The sequence below is a fragment of the Nocardia sp. NPDC057440 genome (assembly GCF_042802915.1).
Classification (GTDB): domain Bacteria; phylum Actinomycetota; class Actinomycetes; order Mycobacteriales; family Mycobacteriaceae; genus Nocardia.
In genome coordinates, this window is sequence record NZ_JBHVDF010000002.1 from 600,647 (window position 1) to 624,257 (window position 23,611).

Here is a 23,611-nt window from a genome sequence, read left to right on the forward strand (position 1 = left end):
CCATCTCGTCGGCGGCAGCCTGGCGCAGTCGTTCGGCGAGTTCGTTGAAGATGTAGAAGTTCGGGATCCTGCCGACCGGGGTGAGCGATACCCAGTTGCCGTCGACCTTCATACGGACCAATCCGCTACGGGCGTCGATCAATTGGATCTGCTCCCACGCGAAGATTTTGTCGCGGAAGATGAGTGCCCCCAGGTGCAGGGCGATCTCGCCGAAATTCACGGTCGCACCGTCGTCGATGGCGATGACCGCGCGGGGCAATTGGGTTGCGGTGATCGCCGACTGGATCGCCTTGGCCCACTCGCGCGCGTCGCCGAACAGTCCGTCGTCGAATGCGGCCGCGACGTCGCCGGGGCCGTTCATCGTGAACGAGTAGTCCGAGGGCGCGGTGCTCTGGAACGGAATCACCTGCTGGCGTACTTCTGCGCTGTCCCAGCGGAATCCGGCGATCTGCTCGCCGGAGCGGTACACGGTCATGCCGGAGTCGAACAGGTCCAGGCGCGCGGCGCGGTTGTGCCGGTTGCTCCTGCCCCAGACGAACGCCATCGACGCGGGGACGAGGGCAAGCATGCTGACCGCAATGCTGCCCGGGTACGCGCCGACTACCGCGCAGATGGCGCCGATCGTGGCAAACCCGCCTGCCACGATCCCGCAGCCGCGTACGAAGTTGTCTTTCGCAGGCGCCGCCGGTCGAAATGTCTGGCGGTGCGTGCCGAGCTTTTGGTATTCGGCCATCAAGTGGATCAGCTGCGTGAGTGGAACCTTTTGCGCCACGCTGGTTCCGGCTTCGCCTTGCTTCACCGTGCTCGGAGTGGTCAATTGTCCCTCCATGAGGCGGTTTCCTCCGTGGCGAAGCGTATGTCACTCGACCAGAGGTCGCCACCCCAGTTTCGCTTGCCTGCGATCGGCCGAGCTTACGCCACCGAGGCGCTGCTGGTGCGGAGGGTACGGGCGTTTCGTCGGGTTCGTCGTTTGACCAGCCAGGTGGAGATGCCGGTGACGGCGAGGGCCGCGGGCGTCAGGCCGAGCAGCAGCCAGGCAATGCGCCACCAGCCGTTGACCAGCCACCCGAAGTGGGCGGGCCGGAAGACTTTGTCGTAGAACGTATTGGCCACCGGACGGTTGTGACTGGAATCGACCACCTTGATATCGGCGCTGTCTCTGGCGTTGATGTAGACCAGGACATCGCCGCTGTAGAAGGCGCGGTGTTCGTAAGGTGCATAGGCGCCTGCTATCGAGGCGCGGTAGTAGTCGGCTTTTTCGCCGGGCAGCATCAGATAGGCGAGTCGGCCCGGTACCTGCTGGAGTGCGATAGTGCTCGCCTCGCCGATGGACACCGCTGGGCGCTGTGGCGCGGTCGGCCGCGGAGTGAAGGTGTCCTCGGGCATCTCGGTGACGGGGTCTCCGCCGGTGACGGCGAGCCACGCCTTCTCCACGGCGGGAAATTCGAACGCGATGCCGGTGATCCCCCACATGAGCAGGAAGGGGACGGCGAGGATGCCGATGACATTGTGCAGGTCGCGGTCCCTGGCGAAACGGCCTTTATTCGTCCGGACGCGAAAACCGTGGCGCAGGCGCTTCAGCGAAGGCCACCACACGACGGCGCCGGACACCGCGAGCAGGACGAGCAGGATTCCGAGCCCGCCGAGAATCAGGTAGGCCCACGTCACATCGAGAATCGGCGCCTTGCCGTTCACGGCGGGGACGGAGCCCACATAGCGGAGGCAACCGAATGCGCAGTCGTGCAGGTTGACCAGCCAGCCGAGCACGCCGTCGGTGAGCCCGGCACGCGCGTTGATCCGGCCGGCGCCGGGGTCCACCGCGTAGGCAGTGGTGAAGCCGCGGTCGCCGACGGCGATCACGCCGTCGTCGGAGCCGACCCAGCCGATGTCGAAGTCCGGGTCGGCGGCGCGCACGAGGTCGACGGCCTGTTCGGCCGTGACGACCGGCGCGGCATCGGTCCGTTGATAGAACGATCCATGGCTCGCTCGAAAGAGTTCGCTGTGGTAGAGCAGGACCGCCCCGGTCGTGCACTGGATCACCAGCAGGAGCCCGAGCGTCAGCGCGGACCAGCGATGGGTGCGGATCAGCACGCGGCGAATCGGCTTCCGCTTGCGCCAACGCGGTCGGTTCGCGAACGTGATCCGGCCGGACGACTTCGAACGATCGCCGGGTGCCTCGAGGGCACTCGCGCCACGCGAATCCACTCTTGTCATGCAGGGCAGGCTAACCTAAATTCTAATGCCCGGTAACTGTCGGTGTTCCTGGCGATGGTGAGCTCGCGACGCGCGAGAAACGACCGAAGACCGGTCCGCGCGGTGGCGGACCGGCCCTCGGCGGTGATCAGATTCCGTCGACGGTCAGGACGGCGAACGGGCCCGGGGTGCCAGGGCCCATCGGCCCGCCCTTGTCGAATTGCGAGGACACGACCAGGGTCTGGTTACCCGCGCGCACCAAGGTGGTCGGGATGCGCAGGGATTCGTCGGTGATGGAGTCCTCCAGGGTGGCGGTGGCGCCGTCGTCGGTGATCTTCCAGCGGGTGATGGTGTTGGTGGTGTTCTGCGCGGCCCACAGTGTGTCGCCGTGCAGTTCCAGGCCGTCGCCGTGCTTGAGGTCGCCGCCGTGCGTCGTGACCTTGCGGATCGGGTCTGGTGAATTCGGTGCTGTCGCGATGCGGTACAGCTCGCCTGAGGTCATATCGACGACCAGCAGGTAGTGCCCGGAGTCGTCGGACACGATGCCGTTGAGGGTGATGGAGCCCGCGCTGTGCGGTGCGATGCTGGCATTCATATCGAACTGTGCCGTCAGGTCCGCTTTTCCGCCGCGTGCCACGGCGTCGGCCAGTTGGGCCTCGGTGACGCGGTAGACGACGGCGGAGAGGCTGTCGGTCAGGTAGGCGGTGCCGTCCTGGGCAATCGCGACATCGTTGACCATGTGCGGGTTGGCGGCGGGGACGTCGAAGCGCGCGATCAGGGCGCGGGTTCCGGTGTCGTAGACCGCGACGCCCATGGTCGAGTCGGTCACCCACAGTCGTCCGGCTCGATCGACCTTCAAGCCGTTGGCGGTCTTGCGGCCGTCGGTGCCCGCTGCGAGGAAGGTCTCGGCCCGGCGGGCGCCCGGCGTGGCTCGGTAGATCGCGCCGTTGGCGTATGAGCCGACATAGGTGTCGCCGTTGCGGGTGTCGATCGCGATGCCCTCGGGGTAGACGCGGTCGCTCGGCAATTCGTAGGCGGTGCTGATCCGGGAGGCGGTGGCCTGGTCGGTGGCTTTCGCGGCATCCGTGGTCGTGCCACAGGCGGCGACGGCGGTCAGTGCGACGGCGGTGGCGATGGTCGAAAAGTGGCGGCGGCGGATCGTGCGGGACATGGTCGTGCCTCTCATCGGGTCTATCAATCAGATGTATTCACATCTGAGAACGAGCACGAATGTATATTAGAGCTCTAATGATCGTCAAGACACTAATGAGAGCATGGGCGGATACGATGCAGCCATGACGTCTATGCCCGCATCGGAGCGCATCGGATCCCCGATCAAGCGGGCTGAGCAGGCGCTCAGTGCGGCCAAGAACGCGGCGTTGAAGCCCGCCGGCGTGACCGTCCCGCAGTACGCGGCCCTGCTGTTCCTGACGGAGCACCCCGGTATCTCGGCCGCCGCGCTCGCCCGCCTGTGCGGCGTCACCCCGCCGACCATGAATACGGTGCTGACCAACCTGCAGGACCGCGGCCTCGTGGAGCGGACGCCACACGAATGGCACAAGAACGTGCTCGAGACTCGCCTCACCGAGAAGGGCGCGGCGGTCATGCGGGATGCGGACGCCAGAGCGGTACGAGTCGAGCGCGCGCTGGCCACAGGCTTCACGACGCAAGAGCGGGCAACCCTGATGGAGTTGCTCGATCGCTGCGCGGACCTGCTCGATGCGATACGACCGGAATAACCGGACCCGCCGCCCAGCGAGCCGCTACCTATCCCCGCGCCGGTTGGGAGCAGCGCAGTCGGATCGATCGTGATCGGCCGGTCGATCATGAATTGGGGTCCGCGTTATGCCGTTCCCCGTGCCGGAATTCGCGGGCGCGAGCGAATCGCTGCCGGTGCGTACTCGTGGTACCGAACTCCGGCGTATGCCACCGCAGGCGGGGATACTGCTGGCTATGCAGGCTGCGTTCGTCGGTCGCCATCGCGAGGTCGCCGGGCTGCGGGCCGCGGTGCTGTCCGCGGCAGGCGGCGCTGGACGCCTGGTCCTGATCGACGGTCCCGCCGGGATCGGCAAGTCCCGGCTTGCGGAGCGAACGGTGGAACTGGCCGCCGACTGCGGTATGCGTGTCGGGCGGGGATTCGCGGTGGACGATGCGGGGATGCCGCCACTGTGGCCGTGGGTTCGGTTGATCCGCGACATTCCGGAACTCGCCGAATCGCTGTCGGCCGACCTGGCGGTCGGTCCGGTCATGGATATCACCGCACGACGGTTCCGGATGTTCGCCGCAGTCGCGGACATCCTCGAGCAGATGGCCGAGCCCGCCGGGCTCGCACTGATCCTGGAGGACCTGCACTGGGCGGACCGGACCTCGCTGCTGCTGTTGCGGTATATCGCGGCGGAGCTGCCGCGGCTGCGGTTGGTGGTGGTGACCACTGCGCGCGATCTCGCCACCGCGGTCTACCTCGAGCAGCTGCCGTGGTTGCTTCGGATGCCGCACACCCGGTCGATGGCGCTGTCCGGGTTGTCGGTCGAGGAGATCCGCTATTGGCTGGAGCAGGCGTGTCCGACCCCGGGCCATGCCGACGTGGATCGGCTGCACGCGCGAACCGGCGGGAATCCGCTGTACATCCGGCTGGTCATCGAATCTGATTCCGGCACAGCAGGTTCCGATGTCACGCCGCTGGATCCGTTGTCACATACCGGCTTTCGCCGACTGGCCCTCGCTCAGGTGGATCGGCTGGATCCGGCGAGCCGAGCGGTGCTGGGTGCGGCGAGCGTGCTCGGCGAGCGGATCGAACCAGAACTGCTGCGGCTGGTCGTCGGCGCCGATATCGATGCGGCGCTGGATGCGGCCATCGGCGCGGGCGTGGTCCGGCGGCTCGACGAAGGCGGGTTCGCGTTCGTCCATGCGCTGATCCGCGATGCCGTCTACGCCGAACTCGTCCCGTCGGAGCGCATGGCGCTGCACAGAGCGGCCGCCGAACTGCTCGCCGTGCACGCCGACGACGATCCCGCCGCGGCGGGTCCGATCGCGACGCACTGGCGCAAGGCGAGCGGCCGGGACGCCGGTGTCAACTGTGCGTACTGGGCCGCGATAGCCGCCGCGGCCGCGCGCGTAAGCCTGGCTGACGACGAGGCGATTCGATTCCAGCGATGGGTCATCGACACGATCGGACAGATCACCCCGGCAGCAACGCTCGCCGAGTTGTGGCTCGACCTCGCGCGCAGCGAGTTCGCGGCGGGGCGGATCGATGACAGCGTGGCGCATTCCGTGCGCGCGGGCGAACTCGCCGATCAGGCGGACCGCTTCGATCTCGTGGGTGCGGCAGGGCTCGTGGTCACCGGCATCACGACTCCTCGGGTGATGGCAAGCGTAGATCGGCTGTGCGTCAACGCTTTACGGCAACTGTCGCCCGACGCGGACACCGCATTGCGCGCTCGGCTGCTGGCGCAGCGTTCCCTATCCGCCGCGGATATGGCCGAATGCGAACGAGCGAGGGAACTTTCCGCGGCGGCGATGGCCGAGGCCGAGCGCAGCAACGACCCCGATGCGCTGCTGGCGGCGATCCACGCCAGGCACCTGTCGCTGTCGGCACCGCCCTACCTCGCCGAACGCCGCGTCCTCGCGGCCCGCGCCATCGACATCGGCTCTCGCGCACAGCAACCCCTCGCTCAACTATGGGGACACCTGTGGACCGCCGACGCGGGGTTTCAGCTCGGTGACCTCGGCATGGTCGATAGATCACTCGACCGGATCGAAGAGGTGGCGGACCTCTGGCGACTGCCGGTGGCGCACTGGCACCTGTATCGACTCCGCGCGACCCGCGCGGCTCTGGTCGGCGACCTCGCCGCCGCCGCGGACAGTGACGCGGCGGCCCACGCGCTCGCCCTGCGCATCGGCGACTATTCACTGATCGGCTCCGACCACGCGATTCGCGGCCAATTCTGTGTAATGCAGGGATATCTCGACGTGGCCGAGATCGCCGAGCATCTCGACGCGTTCCGGTTCGCGCCGAAAATTCCACTGGTCCGGGTGTATTCGCCGATGATGCACGCGCTGGCCGGGGACATGGCCGAGGCGCGGGCCGGATTCGCGGAGTTCCGGACCCTGCCCGATACGCTCGAGGTCGGGCCGCGGTGGCTCGGTCTGCTCTACACGATCGGCGTTGTCGCTGTTCTGCTGGAGGACAGGGATACCGCCGACCGTGTCTACCGGGTGCTCGGCGTCGCCGATGACTACTACATGGGCGACGGCAGCGGTGCGGTGTTCTGTGCCGGTTCGATCGCCCGTCCCATCGCCGACCTGGCCCGCACCGCGGGACGCAACGACACGGCGATCGACCACTACCGGCATGCGATCGACATGGACGCCCGTATCGGGGCGCGCCCCTTCCTCGCCCTCGACAGGCTCGGCTTGGCCGGGGCCCTCCTCGACCGCGGCACGGAGGCCGACCTGCGTGCGGCCCGAACTGCGGCGACCCGAGCGGCGCAGGAGTTCCGGCGGCTCGGCCTGGACTATCGGCTGCGAGCGGCGGACACGTTGCTTGCCGACATCGATCGGGCCGCAGCGCGAATCCGTTGACCCTACGCGAGACCGAGGTCGCCGATCTGGCGCCGAGCGGCTCAACCGTCACATCGCCGAGTGTCCGGTGCTGTGGGAGCGCGACGCGGAGACCCAGGTACGCAGTGCACTCCGCAAGCTCGACGCCCGGAATCGCACGGAGATCGCTACCCGGATGCGACACCGTGCATGAGCGACATCGTGCATCAGTGGCGCCACGCTCGAATGCCGCCTGCCGTACGGGCGGCGGGACTGAACACCAGTTGGCCGATCCAGCGGCGGTGGTGGATCGGCCGATCGGATACGGGCGGTTCAGGCCGCTGCGGGGGCCGTGGCCCTTGCGGGTCGGGGCGTGCGGTTCGCGACTGTCATCGCCAACGCGGCACACGCGATGAGAGCGGAGACGAACGGCAGCCAGGACGCGCCGAACGAATCCAGCACCGCGCCACCGACTACGGAGCCGATTCCGCTGCCGAGGTAGATGGCGGAGCCATTGAGGCCGAGAGCGACGGTGGGCGCGTCGGCGGCGATGCCGAAGAGGCGGGTCTGCTGGGGAACCATGATTGTCGCGCCGAACAGGCCGATGATCGCGAGCACCGCGAAGACGGTCCACGCGGTGTTGATGGCGGGACCGAACAGGATCAACCCGGCCGCTGTGCCGACGATGCCGAAGATCAGCGTGCGCTGTGGCCCGTAGCGGTCGACGGCGCGGCCTGCCTGCGCGTTGCCGATGACCTGGCCGATGCCCATGGTGAGCAGTAGCCACGCGAGCAGCTGCTGGGATACCGACGGCGCGACGACGACAGGCAGGTAGACGAACGTGGTGAACGTCGCCGTCGTGGCGGCCGTGGTCACCATGAGCACCCGCAGTACCGGTCGGCGCGCGAGCACACTGATGCGTTCTCGCAGACCGGTTTTCGGGAGCGTGACTCGCGGCAGCAACAACACGAGCACCGCCGCGACGGCGCCTGCGGCGGCGATCGCCCACAGCACGCCACGCCAGCCGATCCAGCGTTCGACGAAGATGCCGATCGGCACGCCCGCGACACTGGACAGGGTGAGTCCGGCGGCGACCACCGACAGCGCCTTGCCGCGGTTGGTGTCGTCGGCGACCACGCCTGCGACGGCGAAGGCGTTGGCCTGGAATGCCGCCGCGCCCACCGCGGCCACGATGCGCGCCGCCGCCATGATCGTGAACGTCTCGCCCGCGGCTTGGCCGATCATGCCGAGCACGAAAAGTACTGCGCCGCCGCCTAATAGCCAGCGTCGATCCCAGGGTCCCGTGGCGGCCGCGATGACCGGCGATGCGATGGCGTAGGTCCAGGAGAACATCGTGGTCAGCTGGCCGGCGGTGGCGACGGAGACGTTCAGGTCGGCGGCGATGCGCGGCAGCATGCCGTTGAGCACGAACAGGTCGGTGCCGAGCACGAAGGTGCCGACGGCGAGTGGCAGGAGAGATCGAGCAAGATTGTTCGATGATTGTCGAAGCATCTTAGTATGCTGAGATATGATTCGATTGTTGTCAAACGATCGGAGAATGGATTTGCGCCAGCTACCGCAGCCGAGCACCGCCGACCTGGACCTGGTCCGGGTGCTGAGCGCGCTCGCCGATCCGGTGCGGCTGGAGCTGGTCCGGGCGCTTGCGGGGGTGTGTGAACCGCTCAGCTGCGGCGTCGACAAGTTCGATGTCGAGATCACCGCCGCGACGCTGTCGCACCACTGGAAGGTGCTGCGGGACTCGGGCGTCACAACGACCTTCGCGTCCGGGCGCAACCGGCTCGTCGAATTGCGGCGCGACGATCTCGCGGAGCGCTTTCCCGGTCTGCTGGACGCGGTGCTCGCCGACACGGCGCGCTGAGGCCGGTTTTTTCCAGGACTGATGGGAAGTCACGGCAGCTGCGCGGCGAAATCCACGCCGTGCGTGTACGCGCGCAGCACATCCGCCTCGTCCGGCATCGGAGATGCCTTGGCGCTCATGGTGCTTCCGCGTCTCGAACGCTGATGGCACCGGAATCACTTCGAGCGGGCGCCTGCGCCCGGCCTGCTCATGCACTGCCTCGGCGTGCCCGCGCTCTCGGGGACCGGCGCTTGCGTTCGATCCGGTCGCCGTACCGAATCGTTGCTTTACGGCAGCCGCCCCATCGGGTTCACTCGGGAGATGGGGAGAGATCTTGTAGTCGGCATCGCACTGGTTTTGTTCGCTGCTGTATGGCTGGGGGACCACGGGATTCTGCTGGCGGTGATGATCATTGCCGTCATCGTGCTGCTCAGCGTCAATGCGCGGCGCAGAGGTCGGCAGAGTGCGAGGCGGCGCGGCCGGAGATCCTGGAGCGCGGGCGGCAGTGGGGGTGACAGCGGCGGCAGCGGTGGTTGCGGCGGTGGTTCCAGCTGTGGCGGTGGGTCCAGCTGTGGCGGCGGCAGCAGCGGCTGCGGCGGCGGCAGCAGCTGACGTGACGCCGAAGTAACCGCGAAAGATACGCTTCGACAAGCCTTTCCGGCACCGGCGTCGATATTGTTCGGGCCGAACGTATTTCGCACTGTGGTTGCCGTGGCGCGGAATTGCGTCACGGCAACAGTCCGTGCCCGCGCCTTCGCCGCCGTTCGGGTTGCGAGTCGGCTTTGACCATGTGAGGTTTGGCAGGCGAATCAGTCGCCGTGGAGAGTGTCGATCCGGGCGCGAACATCCGGCAGCGAACCGCCGGAAAATATTCTAAAAAATTCCTGCAAAATACTTCCCCTGGAGCGGAGCACTCTGTATCGTCCGTTGCGGCAAACAGCTAGTGACCGAGTGGTCGCATCGCCTGAGATCGGAGCAATACCTTGAGCCTCTTCCTTTCTAACGCAGTCTTTGGCCCTCTTCTTCAGCTGATTGCCACGGGTTCGGCGAGCCTGTCGGCGCATTAGTAACCGAGCCGCCAACTTTCGGCTAACACGCGGCCGCTCGTAGGTTTTCCAGAAGGGCCCGATCCATGACGAGGGGATCGGGCCCTTAGGTATTGTCTGCCCCAATGTCACAGGATGCGAATACGGGACGAATGTATGCCGGGCAACCCGTAGAGGACCGGCAGCGTCAGCGGCGTGCGCGTTTTCTGGAATCGGGCCTTACGGTCTTTGCACGCGACGGCTACGCCAATAGTTCGGTCGGCGCTATCTGTAAGGACGCCGGACTCTCGTCACGGCAGTTCTACGAGGAGTTCACCGGTCGCGAATCCCTACTACTCGAGCTCTACCAGCAGATCGATAAGGAGTCGCGCGACGCGGTCGCCGCCGCGCTGGACAAGAAGGCCGACGCGACCGCACTCGAGATCATCGACGCGGCCGTCCGCGCCTATGTCGAGGCCATCGGGTCCGATCCGCGCAAGGCGCGCGTGGCGCTGGTCGAAGTGGTCGGCGCGGGGCCGAAGGTGGAAAAGTTCCGGCTCGAATTGCGCCGGGTCTGGGGTTCGCTGCTGGCCAGTGCCGCGGAGGACGCCGCCATGCACGGCGAAATCCCCACGGGCGACTACGAGATGCGCGTACTGGCGATCATCGGCGCGGTCAATTACGTGGTCGATTCCTGGAGCGGCGCGGACCCGCGGCCACCGCTCGACGACGTGATCAGAGTGCTCAGCCGGGTGATCATGGGCGCGGTCGGCGCGTAGCGCCTCGCTGGAGACGGCTATGCGGCCTCCGGCGCGGTAGCGTCGCGGCATGGAGACAGTTCCCATCCAGATGCCGGACGGCAGTGTCGTTCCGGTGCGGCTGATCCCGGCGAGCGGTGCACACAGCCATCCGGTGACCCCGGATGCGCCGCGCCCGGTCGTGGTGATGGTCCCTGGGCTCGGTGTCCCGGCCGGATACTACGAACTGTTCGCCGCGGGATTGGCCGAGCGCGGGTTCGACGTGGCGATCGGGGAGATGCGCGGCCAGGGCGACAGCAGGCCGCGGCCGAGCTCCTCGAGCACCTATGGCTATCACGAGCTGGCATCGGTCGATTTCCCGGCGATCTTCGAGGTTGTGCGCGACCGCTTCCCGGCCAGCACGCCGTACCTGCTCGGACACAGCATGGGCGGCCAGCTCGCCGTGCTGTACGCCTCGCGGATCCGAGGCAGGCTCGGCGGCCTGATCCTGGTCGCCTCCGGATCGCCGTATCACCGTGGCTTCCGTGGATTTTCGGGTCCGGGGATGCTGATGGGCACCACGGCGATCTCGCTGACCGCCAACATCGCGGGCTTCTGGCCGGGTGACCGGATCTCGGTCGGAGGTTTCGGCAGGCAGTCGAAGGTGCTGATCTCCGACTGGGCCCGCCTGTCGCGCACCGGCCGCTTCGTACCGGTCGGCGCGGATATCGACTACGAGGAGCGGATCGGCAGACTGAAGCTGCCGATCCTGTCCATCACGATGACCGGCGACGACCTCGCACCGCCGAGCTCCGCCGCACACTTGCTGGAGAAGATGCCCAAGGCCGACGTGACGACCTGGCATCAGCCGGAATCACTGGGGCACAACGGCTGGATTCGTCAGTACCGCAGCACAGTCGATCAGATCGAGAAGTGGCTGCGCGATCGTTAGCCTGCCGCGCTGCCGTCGGCCGGGGTGAGCGCCAAGACCGGAATCTCCCACGGCACCGCGTTCTGGAAGTCGGCAAGGAACGGCGCAACTTCCAACTCGCTGTCCCACAACCGCTTCCGCTCCACGCCCTCGACGATCGACGCGACCACCGGCCACGATTCGGTGCCGACCTCGATCGTGGCCTCGGGGTTCGCCACGAGATTGTGATACCAGCCCGGCTTGTTCGACCGCCCGCCGTTGGCCGCGAAGACCACCACCCGGTCGCCGTCGCGCAGATAGCCCAGCGGCCAGGTGTGCTGCTCGCCGGTGCGTGCGCCGGTCGTGGTCAGCAGCAGCAAGCTCATGTTCGCGAACTGCCCTCCGACGGCGCCGCCATTAGCGCGGAATTCCGCGATGATTTCCCGATTCAGTTGCTGCCGTTGCTCATTGGACACACGCCTCATGCTATCCGGGTGCCTGCGTTTCCGCGCTCTTGGCGTCATGCGCCTTCGCGATTGCCGCGTCATATCGTCGGCGAGCGGCCGCTTCGCGGTGCCCCACCGACCCATCCGACTACGTTGCGCCCCCGGTGGTCGGACACGACGTGATGGTCTACACGCCCGTGATGCGGACGAACTCGCCTTGGCGACAGCGATTGTGGATGTCTCCTGGCAGCAGGCCACCGGAGGCTGAGCGCGGTCAATCGAGATGTTTGCCGAATCCGTCGAGCATGGCGGTCAGGCCGATTTCGAAATGATCGGTGTTCGTGACCGCGTCGACGGCCGCGATGCGCGCGTGGTGGGTGGAATCCGCAGCGGGTTTGCGACCGCGCTGCGCTGCCACGGTGGCCACCGTGTGGCTGAGGATGTGGCCGATCACGTACTCGCGCAGGCATCGGGCCAGCTGGAGGGCGATGGCCGCCGGGAAGCCGACACCCTGCAGGCGTTCCAGCATCCAGTTTCCGGTCTCGACGGACGTGGCGCTGCGGACCGGCCGAGTCGCGAAGATGGGCACCGCATTCGGGTGCCGTCGCAACGTCGAGCGAAGCCGATACGCGTAGGTGCGCATCAACTCGGGCCAATCCTCTTGCCAGGGAAGGGTTTCCATCTCCAGTTCGGCGAACATCGCGGCGGCGATGGCGTCGAACAGGTCCTGCTGGTCGGTGAAGTGGCGGTAGGCGGCCATCGGGTCCGCGCCGAGTGCGGCCCCCAGTTTCCGCATGGTGAAACCGTCGAGGCCCGCCTCATCGATGACGGTCAGTGCGACCGCGGCGATGTAGTCGCGGTTCAACGTGGTCCGGACGCCCGGCGCCGGCCGCTTCCGGTCACTCATACGCACGCCCCGTGGCAGGCATCCAGCAACCGGGCCGCAGACAGCGATCGGTGGGCCACGCTTGCTCCTCCGCTCCTCTACAAAGTAGATGTCATCTACATCGTAGACCCGGATCGGGAAACGACCACCGCCCGCCGAGCGGGCCGACCGGCGGTGGCCGAGTGTCCGTCAGCGGGATCCGCCCCGCTCCATCAGCATCTGGGTGAAGAACTCGTAGATGAGTCCGGCCTGGAATGCCGACTGCTTGTTGTCGGCCGCGCCGCCGTGGCCGCCTTCGATGTTCTCGTGGTACCAGAAGGTATGGCCCTGCTCCTCCAGCAGTGCGGCCATCTTGCGGGCATGGCCGGGATGCACGCGGTCGTCGCGAGTGGACGTGGTCAGCAGAATCGGCGGATAGGCGACCTCCGCGTCGGCATTCTGGTACGGCGAGTACTTGCTGATGTACTCCCATTCCTCCGGCTTGTCCGGGTCGCCGTATTCGGCCATCCACGAGGCGCCCGCCAGCAGCAGGTGATAGCGCTTCATGTCCAGCAGCGGCACCTGGCAGACGATGGCGCCGAACAGTTCCGGGTAGCGGGTCAGCATCACGCCCATGAGCAGGCCGCCATTGCTGCCGCCCACCGCACCGAGCTGGTCGGCGGTCGTGATGCCGCGGGCGACCAGATCCTTCGCGATGGCGGCGAAGTCCTCGTACACCTTGTACCGGTTGGCCTTCTGCACAGAGGTGTGCCACTCGGGGCCGTATTCACCGCCACCGCGGATATTCGTCATCACCCAGGTGCCGCCGCGCTCCAGCCAGCCCATGCCGGAGGCTCCGCTGTAGGCGGGGGTGCGCGACACCTCGAAGCCGCCATAGCCGGACATCACGGTCGGGCCGGGGCCGGCCGTGCGGTCCCGATGGCGGATCACGAAGTACGGCACCATCGTGCCGTCGTCGGACTCGGCGAAGAATTGCTCGGTCTCGATGCCGGAGGCATCGAAGAAGCCCGGTTCCTGCTTGAGTTGTTCGGTCCGGCCGCCGACGGCGCTGGCGAGCAACGTCGCGGGATTGGTGAATCCGCTTGTGGTCAGCATGAACTCGTCACCGCCCTCCAGCGGGTCCAGATTCATCACGCTGGTGGTGGCCATGGGCGGGGTGTCGGCCAGCGGCTCCCGTGTCCAGCCGCCGGAGCCAGGAGTGAGGACGTAGAGCTTGGTCTGCACGTCCTCGAGGGTGATCAGCAGCAAGTGGTTCTCGGTCCAGCCGTAGCCGTGCAGCGAGGTGTGCGCGTCGGGAGTGAATATCACCTCGAATTCCCTTGCGCCGGAGAGAAATTTCTCGAAGTCGATGGCCAGCAGCGCGCCCGCGGGGTAGCTCGCGTCGCCCACCTGCCACGGCGACTTCAGCCGGATCAGCAGCCAATCCTTGTACCAGGATTCGCTGGCATCGGTGGGCACGTCGAGATAGCGCAGGCTGCCGTCATCTTCGATCAGGTAGACCTCTTCGTTGAAGAAGTCGGTGGCCCGCCCGACGAAATGCCGCTCGTAGCCGGGTGTGCGGTCGTAGCCCGCCGACACCGCGACGTCGCCCGCTTCACCCTCGAACACCGTTTCCGCCGCGGCGAGCGGGGTGCCGCGCTGCCAGCGTTTGGCGATCCTCGGGTATCCGGAATCGGTCAATGAGCCGGGTCCGAAATCGGTGCCGACGTACACCGAATCGATATCGATCCACCGCACTTCCGATTTCGCCTCGGGCAGGTGGAAACCGCCGTGGGCGGGGTCGATGAATTCCCGCTTCTCGATATCGAATTCGCGCACGACTTTCGCGTCGGCGCCGCCACGCGACAGGCTGATCAGGGCGCGCGACTGTTCCGGGCGAAGCACCGCGGCGCCGCCCCACACCCAGTTCTCGTCCTCGGCGGTGGCCAGCGCGTCCAGGTCGATCAGCACCTCCCAGTCCGGTGCGTCCTTGGCGTACTCGGCGAACGTGGTGCGCCGCCACAGCCCACGCGGGTGGGCGGCGTCGCGCCAGTAGTTGTAGAGCCAGCGCCCGCGCCGCCCGGGATAGGCGATCTTGGTGTCGGTGTCGAGCATGTCGAGGATGCGGCGTTCGAGATCGGTGAACCGCTCGGACGCGGCAAAACGCGCCACGACCACATCGTTGTGCGCGCGGGCCCAGTCCAGGGCCCGCTCATCGGTCACTTCTTCGAGCCACAGATACGGATCGTTCACACTCTGCTCAACACCGCTCATGTCCACATTGTTGCCGAGCGGCGCGGCGGTGGGTGGTCCGGTTACCAGAAGTGGGCGACGTCGAGCACGACCCGCGACCCGCTACCTGGGCCTTCGAGGGTGAAAATCCGGAAAGGCAGTCGTGCGCGGACCCCGAGTCCGACAGTTGTCTGTCCCTCGAACGAGCCTGCCCACGCGGCCTGGCGGAAGGTGCGGTAGCTCGTCAGATCGACGAGTTCGCTTCGGTTCGACGGGCGGTAGGTGCTGTTGCCCGCGGTGTCGTCGGCGCGCGCGAGGACGACGATGTGCAGGAATGCGCCGCCGCGCAAGGGAACCGGCGCGCCCGACGCGTCCATCACGACTTTGTCGACGTAGCGGACTCGATAGCCGATGGCCGAGCCTGCGAGATCGAATACCAGTCGGTCGTAGCAGTCGTGTCGACCGGAGCGGATGTCGGTGAGCGGGGCAGCGGACATGGCGGGGTTCTCTTTATCGAGCGAACCCCAGACATATCCGCACGAGGGAGTCGCAGCGGCCGGTCCCGGAATGATCCAGAGGCCCGCGCAAGTCGCGACCGAGGCAATCAAGAGCACTATGCGACGCATGGCCGCACCGCCTTCGGCAGTTGGGGTGAATATTTCGATAAATCGGTCGAATCGGACATGTCGTTACGCGGTGGTCGGGCCACAGGTACGCACCCGATTGCGCTCCGTAGTATCGGCATTTCCGCACCGAGCGAACAGGAGCCCGAGCTTGTCTCCATTTCTGTGGGAACAGCATTGCTGTCTGCCGCTGCTGCCCTCGGCGCGAATCGAGGAGTTGGCCAGGTACCCGGTCGGTTCCTATTTGTCGGTGAATATCGGATACTCCAGGCAGTCGACCGCTGATTCGCTGGCGCTCGCACGGCAGTTTCGCCGGGATGCCTTGGTGGATGGCCGATTTCGTCTCGTGCATAGCTATGACGATGTCGCCGCCGATACGGAGACCATCGCGCTGGCCTTCGACCTGGAAGACGCGGGCCCGCTGGGCGGGCAGCTCGACAATGTGGAAGTGTTCTACGACCTCGGCGTCCGTTCGCTGCTGCCCGCCTACAACCACGCCAACGAGGCGGCCTGCGGGTGCCTGGACACCGAGGACACCGGACTCACCGCTTACGGCCGTGATCTGGTGCGCGCGCTCAACGCGGTCGGCATGTTCGTCGACGGCGCGCACTGCTCCCGGCGCACGGGCCTGGACTTGGCCTCGTGCACGGAAGCGCCGATGATCTACAGCCACGCCAACTTCGACGCGCTGTGGGCGCACCCGCGCAATATCACCGACGAACAGGCCATGGCGTGCGCGGGCACCGGCGGCGTGATCGGCATCAACGGCGTGGGAATCTTTCTCGGGCACAATGGTCCCGGGGAACGCGCCCAGCGAGTGGAAGCAATGGCCGCGCATATCGAATACGGCGTCGAGCTGGTCGGTATCGACCATATCGGCATCGGCTCGGACTATTCGTTCGACGCCGTGGACTTCAACAACGAACTGCTGAACAACTCAGCGGCGTTCTCCGACGCCTATACCAAATGGGGTCCACTGCAATGGGTTCCGCCCGAGGACCTGCTCGGGCGGAGCGAACTGCCCGGACTCGACGAGCTGTTGGCGCGCCGTGGTTTCAGCGCCGCCGACCGAGCCGCGATCTTCGGCGGCAACTTCGCGCGTGCCGCACAGCAGGTCTGGCAGGACTGACCGCAGCCGGGTGTGGCGCGAGCGTCGAACGGTCGCGCCACACATCCCCGCGGTCCTCCTCAGCCGAGGCGGACGAGCATCTTGCCGGTATTGGCGCCGGACAGGACGCCGAGGAAAGCGGCGGGAGCCTGCTCGAGTCCCTCGTAGACGGTCTCTCTGGTGCGGATGGTGCCGTCGGCCAGCCAGGCCGCCGCCCTGCCGATGTACTCGCCGAAGATCGGGAAGTAGCTGTTCACCAGCATGCCGCGCAGCGAAACCTCCTTGGTCGCGGCCTTGTACAGGTCGGGCCCCGCTTCGGTGGCTTCGCCGTTGTAGCCGCTGATGGCCCCGACGAGCGCGATCCGGCCCTTGGGCCGCATGGCCTCCACCGCGACCCGCAGATGCTCGCCGCCCACGCTGTCCAGATACACATCGATGCCCTCCGGCGCCGCCGCCGCGAGCTGTCCGGCCAGGTCGCCCGCCCGGTAGTCGATGGCGGCGTCGAAGCCGAATTCGTCGAGCAGCAGCGTGGTCTTGGCGGGCCCGCCCGCGGAGCCGATCACCCGTGCGGCGCCGAGCGCCTTCGCGATCTGTCCTGCGATGCTGCCCACCGCGCCTGCGGCGGCGGAAATGAACACGGTGTCACCGGGCCGGACCGGCGCCACGTCGGTCAGCGCCGCGTAGGCCGTGAGGCCGGTGGTGCCGAGCGCGCCCAAGAAGTGATGCGTCGCAGCCAGTTCCGGCGCGATCGGAGTCGTGGTCGCGGCATCGAGCACCGCGTACTCGCGCCAGCCCGCGAAGTGCGAGACCGTCGCGCCGACGGGGATGGCCGGGCTGCGGGAGGCGATCACCTCGCCCAGCGCCGAACCCTCGAGGGCCGCGTCGAGCTGGAACGGCGGGATGTAGGACGGCCGATCGTCCATCCGGCCGCGCATGTACGGGTCGACCGACATCCACGTGTTGCGCACCAGGATCTGCCCGTCGGCCAGCTCCGGAATCGGCCGTTGCACCAGCGCGAAGTGCTCCGCCGTCGGAGCGCCGGTCGGCCGCGCGGCCAGCTGGATCTCCCGGGAGATGCGGGGGAGGGTGGTGACGTCGTCCTCGGTGATGGTCTGCATGACACTGCCTTTTCTTCGGTAGATCCGAACCGTGCCGATCCGGTACCGAAGACGTTATGGACTCGCGGACCGGGTTCCCAGGTCCTGCGGTGTCACCAACCGGTCCATTCGCGCCAGCCTTGTGACCTGGTGAAACAGGCGGTTCGGCGGCTAAGGCGGGCCCGAGGTTCGCAGCTGTGACGGCGACGAGCCCGCCCATCGCTGGAAAGCCTTGCGCAGCGCGCGATCATCGGTGAATCCGAGCCGCTTCGCGATGGTCGCGGTGGTCGAACGGCCTTCTTCCAATAGGGTTTTCGCCTGTTCATAGCGTATGAGATCGAATTCGTGCCGCCAGGTGGTGCCCTGCTCGGACAGCTGGCGTTGCAGGGTGCGCGGGCTGACCGCCAGCCTGCGCGCGACCGCGGCGAGCGACGCGTCGTCATCGGCGATGGCGGCCGCCACCGCGATGCGGAAGGCATCGAGCGGACCGGTGATCGGGCGAGCTGTCGCCAGCACCAGATCGGCGTGGCTGCGCAGCAGGTCGGCGAGCATGGGGTCCGCGCGCGGCAAGGGTGCGGTGGCGTCGGCGGCGGCGAAGGTGATGGTGTCGGCGGGCGCGTCGAAGTCGATGCGGTCGGTGCCGAAGGCGTCGGTCAGCGCCGTGTGATCGCGCGGCGCGGCATGACCGAAGGTGACCGAGGTCGGGATGACGGCGCGGCCGGTGGCCTCACGGGCCCGCCGCAGGTAGTAGGCGAGCACATACTCGTTGACCATGGCCGCAACCGCCGGATCGCCTGCGGTGGTGCGGAAGCCGACGGTGAGGTCGCCGTCGTGATGCAGATCGAAGCCTTCGGCCGCCGCGGTCACCAGGCGGTGATACGGCTGGGCCGCGCGCAGCGCACCGGCGAGCGTCGACCCAGTGGTGACGAGGTAGTCCCAGGTGGTGAGGGTGCCGAGCGGGGCGGCCGCGGCCACGGCGACACCGCCGCCCGGCCCCGGCCGCGCGGCGGCCAGCAACTCCCACAGCCGGATCAGCGAACGCAGCGGAATTCGATTGAGCTCCCCGCTGAGGGCGGCGTCGTCGATGCCGTGCACCGTCGCGAGTTGTTCGGCGCCGACACCCGCGCGCCGTGCTTGCGCGAGGACCAACCGGATCAAATGGGTCGACGCGGTCTCGTCCAACGGGTCGAGCGCCAACGGCACCGATCGCTGTGCGGTGCGCGGACCGTCGAAACCTGCTCCGCGATCAGCCACCCGTTCACAGTAATGAGCAGGCGCAGGCCGGGTCGCACGCGCTGTGGGCCAGCTGCTCGTGACCACCCCTCTTGATCCGTTCATTTTGTTCACGCCGACGATCCGGCAGGTCGATGCGTCGTGCTTCTCACTGTTGCGGGGGACCGGTGGGTGAAGTCCTGGCGGCGGAGTTAGGCTCGGTGGCGTGACTTCCCATTACGACGTTGTCGTTCTCGGTGCCGGTCCTGGCGGTTATGTCGCCGCCATCCGTGCGGCACAACTTGGCCTCCGTACCGCGATCGTCGAGCAGAAGTATTGGGGCGGCGTCTGCCTCAATGTCGGCTGTATCCCCTCCAAGGCACTGTTGCGCAATGCCGAACTGGCGCACATCTTCACCAAGGAGGCCAAGACCTTCGGCATCTCCGGTGAGGTGAGCTTCGACTTCGGCGTCGCGTTCGATCGCAGCCGCAAGGTCGCCGACGGCCGCGTCAAGGGCGTCCACTTCCTGATGAAGAAGAACAAGATCGACGAGTTCGACGGGAAGGGCACCTTCACCGACGCGAACACGCTCTCGGTCGCGCTGTCCAACGGCGGCACCGAGACGATCACCTTCAGCAACGCGATCATCGCCGCGGGTACCGTCACCAAGCTGCTGCCCGGCACCTCGCTGAGCGCGAACGTGGTCACCTACGAAGAGCAGATCCTCACCAAGGAACTGCCCGGCTCGATCCTGATCGTCGGTGCGGGCGCGATCGGCATGGAGTTCGGCTACGTCCTGAAGAACTACGGCGTCGACGTGCGCATCGTGGAGTTCCTGGACCGCGCGCTGCCGAACGAGGACGCCGACGTCTCCAAGGAGATCACCAAGCAGTACAAGAAGCTCGGCGTCACCATCTCCACCGGTGCGGCCGTGCAGTCCATTGATGACGACGGATCGAAGGTGACCGTCAGCATCAAGGACAACAAGAGCGGTTCGATCGAGACCGTCACCGTCGACAAGGTGCTGCAGGCCGTCGGCTTCGCGCCTCGGGTCGAGGGCTACGGCTTGGAGAACACCGGTGTCGCGCTCGAGCGCGGCGCCATCGCCATCGACGACAACATGCGTACCAATGTGCCGCATATCTACGCCATCGGTGACGTCACCGCGAAGCTCCAGCTCGCCCATGTCGCGGAGGCACAGGGCGTGGTCGCCGCCGAAACCATCGCGGGCGCGCCGACCGTCACTCTCGGCGACTACCGCATGATGCCGCGCGCCACCTTCTGCCAGCCGCAGGTCGCCAGCTTCGGCCTCACCGAGCAGCAGGCCCGCGACGAAGGCTACGACGTGAAGGTCGCGACCTTCCCCTTCACCGCCAACGGCAAGGCCCACGGCCTCGGCGACCCGACCGGTTTCGTCAAGCTGGTCTCCGATGCCAAGTACGGTGAACTCCTCGGCGGGCACCTCATCGGCCCGGACGTCTCCGAGCTGCTGCCGGAACTCACCCTCGCCCAGAAGTGGGACCTCACGGTCAACGAGCTGACCCGCAACGTCCACACCCACCCGACGTTGAGCGAGGCGCTGCAGGAAGCGTTCCACGGCCTCGCCGGCCACATGATCAACTTCTGATCGGTTCACCCCGCGCCTCGACGGTGGCCGGTTCGCTGTGGCGGACCGGCCACCGTCGTTTTCGTTTCGTGGGCAGGCCGCGCGGTCAGAGCATGCCGTAGGCGTGGGTGGGGGTCAGGCGGACCAGGGCGCGGCGGTCGGTGACCATGGCTCGGCGGTAATCGTCCCAGTCGGGGTGTTCGCCGGAGCCCGCGCGGTAGTAGGCGACGGCCGTTGCGGCGGATGGTGGTGAGCACCGATCGCTTGGTCGCGCGCGCGAAGTCGAGTGCGGAGGACAGTTCCATGAACACCTCAACAGGTCACCCTCGACGGTGCTTCCCCCGCGTGTCGGCAGCGGCCCGACCCGCGAGTCGTCGACCGATCGCAGGTCCGCCGGTCATTCGCGGTGGTAGGCCGCCTGGGCATCGCGGACCCGTGGCATGTTCGTTTCGAGCACCTGGATCAAGGATTCCAGGCGCTCGGCCACGTCGGCGCCGAGATCGGTGAGGGTGTATTCGACGCGCGGCGGGATGGTCTCGTGGACCTCGCGGTGCACCATGCCGTCGCGTTCGAGAGCCTGCAGGGTCTGCGACAGCATGCGCTCGCTGACGCCGTCGACGCGTCGGCGTAGCGCGCTGAATCGGTACGGCCCCTCGCGCAACGCGACGAGGGCCAGAATGCCCCAGCGGCTGGCCACGTTCTGCAAAACTGGACGTGACGCGCAGTTTCTAGCGAAAACGTCGGCTTCCAGCGCGGGATCGTCGGTCTCCGCCGACTGGATGCGCTGTGTACTCATGGATCCGATGGTACCCAACTTGACGATAGTGGTGTAGTAGTGAATAGTACTTACTATTAGTTAGTGCTTGCAGATCAGTACATACATGGAGGTAGTCATGACCGTGGCAGTCACCGGAGCAAGTGGGCACCTTGGCCGTCTCGTGGTGGAGGCGCTGTTGCGCGACGGGTCGACGCCGGTCGTCGCGATCGTGCGCGACCCGCAGAAGATCGCCGACCTGGCCGAGCGCGGCGTCGATGTCCGGCAGGCCGGTTACGACGACCCGGACGCGCTCGACCGCGCGCTCGACGGCGTCGACCGCGTGCTGCTCATCTCCGGCAATCAGTTCGGCGAACGAGTGGCCCAGCACACCAACGTCATTCGGGCGGCGGAGCGGGCCGGTGTGAAACTGCTTGCCTACACCAGCATTCCGCGCGCCACCGAAAACCCGTTGATTCTGGCGCAGGAGCACAAGGGCACCGAAGCCGTACTCGCGGAATCGACGGTCCCGCATGCCGTGCTGCGCAACAGCTGGTACTGGGAGAACTACTTCGGCGGGCTGGGCCACGCTGTCGAAACCGGGGTGCTGCACGGTGCCGCCGATGCGGGGCGAGTGGCGGGCGCCGCGCGCGCCGACTACGCCGAGGCGGCCGCGCGCGTGCTCACCACCGACGGGCACGAGGGCAAGGTCTATGAACTCGGCGGCGACGAGCGTCTCACCTATGCCGAACTGGCGCAGGTGATCTCGGAGGCATCGGGCAAGCCGGTGCGCTATGAGAACCTGCCGCAGGCGGACTACAGCGCCGTGCTGCGGCAGGCGGGTCTGGACGCGGGCTACGCCGCGGCGCTGGCCGACGCGGACGCCGGAATCGCCTCCGGGATTCTCGATGTGGACAGCGGTGACCTGCAGAAGTTGATCGGCCGCCCCTCTACGCCCGCGGTCGAGGTGTTCCGCGCGGGTCTCGCCTGATCGGCGCGGGCGAACACCCTCGCGGGGGGGGGGGGTAGTGGATTTCCACTGCTCACTCGCGAGGGTGTCCGTCTATCGGGTGCTGCAACCGTTCGGATCGGTCACACCCACTGGACCAACTGCAGAATGATCCCGTTCGGATCGCTCATCTGGAAGTAGCGCTCACCCCACTCCTCGGTCTCGATGGGCGTCACGATCGGCACACCCTCGGCTTGCAGCCGCGCGTACTCCGCGTCGATGTCGTCAACGACGAATACAACGAGCAAGCCCTCGCCGGCGTGACCTGCCACGCTCTTCGGCTTGAAAGTTTCCAATCCGGTCCGCAGGAAGATCAGGTTCAGGCCCGCGTCCTGCCGATCCAGCGAAACGAATCCGTCGGTCGACATCTTCTCGGTGAAACCGAGGTGGTCGACGACGAACTTCGCCGACGCCCGCGGGTCGGCGACATTGAGCGAGATGGCGGAAGCGGTGATGTTCATGGGCTCTCCTCTGGGCTGCACTCAATCTCTGTACTAAGTACGTTCTACTTTGTAGAGAGATTCCCGCCGTGCCGCACTATGACCTGCATCACATCGATATCATCGAGAGGTTCGGGCCGTGGGCCGCACGACCGAGGAGAAGGTGTGGCGGACAAGCAGTCGAAAGAACGCAGCGGCGCGGGCGATCCCGCGCGAACTCTGGAGTTGCTCTGGCGCGCGCCAGGAGACCAGGGCGCGGCACGTGGACCGAAGCAGCGCAGCAGCGTCGAGGCCGTGGTTACCGCGGCCATCGCGATCGCCGACGCGGACGGGATCGGCGCTCTCACTATGCGCGCGGTCGCCAACCGGCTCGGCCGTACACCGATGGCCACCTACACCTATGTGCCCGGCAAGGCGGAGCTGATCGACCTGATGCTGGACACCGTCTATGGCGAGATGTCGCGCGCGGATCTGACCGACCTGCCCTGGCGTGACCGGGTCGCCACGATCGCCGCGGAGAACCGTGCGCTGCTTGCCCTGCATCCATGGGTGGCCTACTTGCCGACCACTCGGCCGCCGCTCGGCCCCGGTCTCGCCGCCAAATACGACCACGAACTGCGGGCCTTCGACGGCCTCGGCCTCGGCGACGTCGAGATGGATGCCGCGCTCACCTTCGTGCTCGGCTTCGTCACCTCGGTCGCCCGCATCGCCATCGACACCGCCCGCGCGGCGGCCGACAGCGCCATGACGGATTCCGAATGGTGGGCCCGGGCCGCGCCGGTCCTGGCGCAGGTCTTCGACGCCGACCGCTACCCGCTCGCCGCGCGCGTCGGCGCCGCCGCGGGCCGGGCCCACGACGCCGCCTACAGCGCCGACCACGCCTACGAATTCGGGCTGACCCGGGTCTTGGACGGTTTGGCGACGTTGATCGAAAGCCGGTGAACGACAGCACCGTAC

The 23,611-nt window shown here is 67.0% G+C and carries 21 protein-coding genes and 1 pseudogene; 10 read left to right on the plus strand and 12 right to left on the minus strand.

The window, feature by feature from the left end:
• Positions 1 to 76: 76 nt before the first annotated feature.
• The 3 genes and pseudogenes from ACFU4Z_RS06080 to ACFU4Z_RS06090 form a co-directional block, all read right to left on the minus strand.
• Positions 77 to 829 (minus strand): annotated as a pseudogene (locus ACFU4Z_RS06080) (DUF6585 family protein); the annotation flags it as partial.
• Between the two features lie 83 nt (positions 830 to 912).
• Positions 913 to 2,214: a PepSY-associated TM helix domain-containing protein gene (locus ACFU4Z_RS06085; RefSeq protein ID WP_379060149.1), complete on the minus strand. Its 1,302-nt coding sequence runs from the start codon at positions 2,212 to 2,214 to the stop codon at positions 913 to 915.
• A gap of 127 nt (positions 2,215 to 2,341) precedes the next feature.
• Positions 2,342 to 3,364, minus strand: a complete 1,023-nt coding sequence (locus ACFU4Z_RS06090; RefSeq protein WP_379060151.1) for an SMP-30/gluconolactonase/LRE family protein — start codon at positions 3,362 to 3,364, stop codon at positions 2,342 to 2,344.
• A 124-nt stretch (positions 3,365 to 3,488) separates the two neighbouring features.
• Here ACFU4Z_RS06090 and ACFU4Z_RS06095 point away from each other — a divergent pair, with 124 nt between their 5' ends.
• On the plus strand, positions 3,489 to 3,932 hold the full coding sequence (locus ACFU4Z_RS06095; protein ID WP_379060153.1) for a MarR family winged helix-turn-helix transcriptional regulator: 444 nt from the start codon (positions 3,489 to 3,491) through the stop codon (positions 3,930 to 3,932).
• A 106-nt stretch (positions 3,933 to 4,038) separates the two neighbouring features.
• Entirely contained in the window at positions 4,039 to 6,774 is a 2,736-nt protein-coding gene (locus ACFU4Z_RS06100; protein WP_379060155.1) for an ATP-binding protein, read from the plus strand.
• Between the two features lie 291 nt (positions 6,775 to 7,065).
• On the opposite strand, the gene ACFU4Z_RS06105 is transcribed toward ACFU4Z_RS06100, so the two are convergent.
• The gene (locus ACFU4Z_RS06105) at positions 7,066 to 8,244 is read right to left on the minus strand and encodes an MFS transporter (RefSeq protein ID WP_379060157.1); all 1,179 of its coding nucleotides are present in this window, start codon (positions 8,242 to 8,244) and stop codon (positions 7,066 to 7,068) included.
• A 46-nt stretch (positions 8,245 to 8,290) separates the two neighbouring features.
• Here ACFU4Z_RS06105 and ACFU4Z_RS06110 point away from each other — a divergent pair, with 46 nt between their 5' ends.
• From ACFU4Z_RS06110 to ACFU4Z_RS06125, 4 genes are all read left to right on the plus strand, one after another.
• Positions 8,291 to 8,611 carry an ArsR/SmtB family transcription factor gene (locus ACFU4Z_RS06110; RefSeq protein WP_379060158.1) on the plus strand — a complete coding sequence of 107 codons (321 nt, stop codon included), beginning with the start codon at positions 8,291 to 8,293 and terminating at the stop codon, positions 8,609 to 8,611.
• Between the two features lie 300 nt (positions 8,612 to 8,911).
• Complete coding sequence (locus ACFU4Z_RS06115; protein ID WP_379060159.1) at positions 8,912 to 9,202, plus strand: hypothetical protein; 291 nt, start codon at positions 8,912 to 8,914, stop codon at positions 9,200 to 9,202.
• A 559-nt stretch (positions 9,203 to 9,761) separates the two neighbouring features.
• Positions 9,762 to 10,394, plus strand: a complete 633-nt coding sequence (locus ACFU4Z_RS06120; protein WP_379060160.1) for a TetR/AcrR family transcriptional regulator — start codon at positions 9,762 to 9,764, stop codon at positions 10,392 to 10,394.
• Between the two features lie 49 nt (positions 10,395 to 10,443).
• Entirely contained in the window at positions 10,444 to 11,304 is an 861-nt protein-coding gene (locus ACFU4Z_RS06125; RefSeq protein WP_379060162.1) for an alpha/beta fold hydrolase, read from the plus strand.
• On the opposite strand, the gene ACFU4Z_RS06130 is transcribed toward ACFU4Z_RS06125, so the two are convergent.
• From ACFU4Z_RS06130 to ACFU4Z_RS06145, 4 genes are all read right to left on the minus strand, one after another.
• Positions 11,301 to 11,738, minus strand: coding sequence for a nitroreductase family deazaflavin-dependent oxidoreductase (locus tag ACFU4Z_RS06130; RefSeq protein WP_379060164.1), 438 nt, complete (start codon positions 11,736 to 11,738; stop codon positions 11,301 to 11,303). The genes ACFU4Z_RS06125 and ACFU4Z_RS06130 overlap by 4 nt on opposite strands.
• A 244-nt stretch (positions 11,739 to 11,982) precedes the next feature.
• Complete coding sequence (locus tag ACFU4Z_RS06135) at positions 11,983 to 12,615, minus strand: TetR/AcrR family transcriptional regulator C-terminal domain-containing protein (protein ID WP_379060166.1); 633 nt, start codon at positions 12,613 to 12,615, stop codon at positions 11,983 to 11,985.
• Positions 12,616 to 12,783: 168 nt separating this feature from the next.
• The gene (locus ACFU4Z_RS06140) at positions 12,784 to 14,847 is read right to left on the minus strand and encodes a prolyl oligopeptidase family protein (protein WP_379060168.1); all 2,064 of its coding nucleotides are present in this window, start codon (positions 14,845 to 14,847) and stop codon (positions 12,784 to 12,786) included.
• 41 nt (positions 14,848 to 14,888) lie between these two features.
• Positions 14,889 to 15,302, minus strand: a complete 414-nt coding sequence (locus ACFU4Z_RS06145; RefSeq protein ID WP_379060170.1) for a hypothetical protein — start codon at positions 15,300 to 15,302, stop codon at positions 14,889 to 14,891.
• A 277-nt stretch (positions 15,303 to 15,579) separates the two neighbouring features.
• Between ACFU4Z_RS06145 and ACFU4Z_RS06150 the strand changes: the two genes are divergently transcribed.
• Positions 15,580 to 16,557, plus strand: coding sequence for a dipeptidase (locus tag ACFU4Z_RS06150; protein ID WP_379060173.1), 978 nt, complete (start codon positions 15,580 to 15,582; stop codon positions 16,555 to 16,557).
• A 59-nt stretch (positions 16,558 to 16,616) separates the two neighbouring features.
• Here the strand turns inward: ACFU4Z_RS06150 and ACFU4Z_RS06155 are convergent, their stop codons facing one another.
• Together ACFU4Z_RS06155 and ACFU4Z_RS06160 are read right to left on the minus strand one after the other, a co-directional pair.
• Positions 16,617 to 17,654, minus strand: a complete 1,038-nt coding sequence (locus ACFU4Z_RS06155; RefSeq protein WP_379060175.1) for an NADP-dependent oxidoreductase — start codon at positions 17,652 to 17,654, stop codon at positions 16,617 to 16,619.
• 150 nt (positions 17,655 to 17,804) lie between these two features.
• The gene (locus ACFU4Z_RS06160) at positions 17,805 to 18,887 is read right to left on the minus strand and encodes an AraC family transcriptional regulator ligand-binding domain-containing protein (protein WP_379060178.1); all 1,083 of its coding nucleotides are present in this window, start codon (positions 18,885 to 18,887) and stop codon (positions 17,805 to 17,807) included.
• 184 nt (positions 18,888 to 19,071) lie between these two features.
• Between ACFU4Z_RS06160 and lpdA the strand changes: the two genes are divergently transcribed.
• Complete coding sequence (gene lpdA / locus ACFU4Z_RS06165) at positions 19,072 to 20,472, plus strand: dihydrolipoyl dehydrogenase (protein ID WP_379060179.1); 1,401 nt, start codon at positions 19,072 to 19,074, stop codon at positions 20,470 to 20,472.
• A gap of 376 nt (positions 20,473 to 20,848) precedes the next feature.
• On the opposite strand, the gene ACFU4Z_RS06170 is transcribed toward lpdA, so the two are convergent.
• Positions 20,849 to 21,247, minus strand: coding sequence for a winged helix-turn-helix transcriptional regulator (locus ACFU4Z_RS06170; protein ID WP_379060180.1), 399 nt, complete (start codon positions 21,245 to 21,247; stop codon positions 20,849 to 20,851).
• 97 nt (positions 21,248 to 21,344) lie between these two features.
• Between ACFU4Z_RS06170 and ACFU4Z_RS06175 the strand changes: the two genes are divergently transcribed.
• A complete protein-coding gene (locus ACFU4Z_RS06175) occupies positions 21,345 to 22,196 on the plus strand; it encodes an SDR family oxidoreductase (RefSeq protein ID WP_379060181.1) in 852 nt (283 codons plus the stop codon).
• Between the two features lie 101 nt (positions 22,197 to 22,297).
• Here the strand turns inward: ACFU4Z_RS06175 and ACFU4Z_RS06180 are convergent, their stop codons facing one another.
• Positions 22,298 to 22,675: a VOC family protein gene (locus tag ACFU4Z_RS06180; RefSeq protein ID WP_379060182.1), complete on the minus strand. Its 378-nt coding sequence runs from the start codon at positions 22,673 to 22,675 to the stop codon at positions 22,298 to 22,300.
• Between the two features lie 144 nt (positions 22,676 to 22,819).
• Between ACFU4Z_RS06180 and ACFU4Z_RS06185 the strand changes: the two genes are divergently transcribed.
• Entirely contained in the window at positions 22,820 to 23,596 is a 777-nt protein-coding gene (locus ACFU4Z_RS06185) for a TetR/AcrR family transcriptional regulator (RefSeq protein WP_379060183.1), read from the plus strand.
• The last annotated feature ends 15 nt before the right edge of the window (positions 23,597 to 23,611 follow it).

Excerpts from the sequence above, each read along its gene's own strand:
- ACFU4Z_RS06110 (WP_379060158.1), top strand. The coding sequence starts at position 8,291 with ATGGATTTGCGCCAGCTACCGCAGCCGAGCACCGCCGACCTGGACCTG.
- ACFU4Z_RS06100 (WP_379060155.1), top strand. The coding sequence starts at position 4,039 with ATGCCGTTCCCCGTGCCGGAATTCGCGGGCGCGAGCGAATCGCTGCCG.
- ACFU4Z_RS06120 (WP_379060160.1), top strand. The coding sequence starts at position 9,762 with ATGTCACAGGATGCGAATACGGGACGAATGTATGCCGGGCAACCCGTA.
- ACFU4Z_RS06170 (WP_379060180.1), bottom strand. The coding sequence starts at position 21,247 with ATGAGTACACAGCGCATCCAGTCGGCGGAGACCGACGATCCCGCGCTG.
- ACFU4Z_RS06085 (WP_379060149.1), bottom strand. The coding sequence starts at position 2,214 with ATGACAAGAGTGGATTCGCGTGGCGCGAGTGCCCTCGAGGCACCCGGC.
- ACFU4Z_RS06180 (WP_379060182.1), bottom strand. The coding sequence starts at position 22,675 with ATGAACATCACCGCTTCCGCCATCTCGCTCAATGTCGCCGACCCGCGG.
- ACFU4Z_RS06135 (WP_379060166.1), bottom strand. The coding sequence starts at position 12,615 with ATGAGTGACCGGAAGCGGCCGGCGCCGGGCGTCCGGACCACGTTGAAC.
- ACFU4Z_RS06155 (WP_379060175.1), bottom strand. The coding sequence starts at position 17,654 with ATGCAGACCATCACCGAGGACGACGTCACCACCCTCCCCCGCATCTCC.
- ACFU4Z_RS06175 (WP_379060181.1), top strand. The coding sequence starts at position 21,345 with ATGACCGTGGCAGTCACCGGAGCAAGTGGGCACCTTGGCCGTCTCGTG.
- ACFU4Z_RS06145 (WP_379060170.1), bottom strand. The coding sequence starts at position 15,302 with ATGTCCGCTGCCCCGCTCACCGACATCCGCTCCGGTCGACACGACTGC.
- ACFU4Z_RS06105 (WP_379060157.1), bottom strand. The coding sequence starts at position 8,244 with ATGCTTCGACAATCATCGAACAATCTTGCTCGATCTCTCCTGCCACTC.
- ACFU4Z_RS06115 (WP_379060159.1), top strand. The coding sequence starts at position 8,912 with ATGGGGAGAGATCTTGTAGTCGGCATCGCACTGGTTTTGTTCGCTGCT.
- ACFU4Z_RS06125 (WP_379060162.1), top strand. The coding sequence starts at position 10,444 with ATGGAGACAGTTCCCATCCAGATGCCGGACGGCAGTGTCGTTCCGGTG.
- ACFU4Z_RS06140 (WP_379060168.1), bottom strand. The coding sequence starts at position 14,847 with ATGAGCGGTGTTGAGCAGAGTGTGAACGATCCGTATCTGTGGCTCGAA.
- ACFU4Z_RS06095 (WP_379060153.1), top strand. The coding sequence starts at position 3,489 with ATGACGTCTATGCCCGCATCGGAGCGCATCGGATCCCCGATCAAGCGG.
- ACFU4Z_RS06090 (WP_379060151.1), bottom strand. The coding sequence starts at position 3,364 with ATGTCCCGCACGATCCGCCGCCGCCACTTTTCGACCATCGCCACCGCC.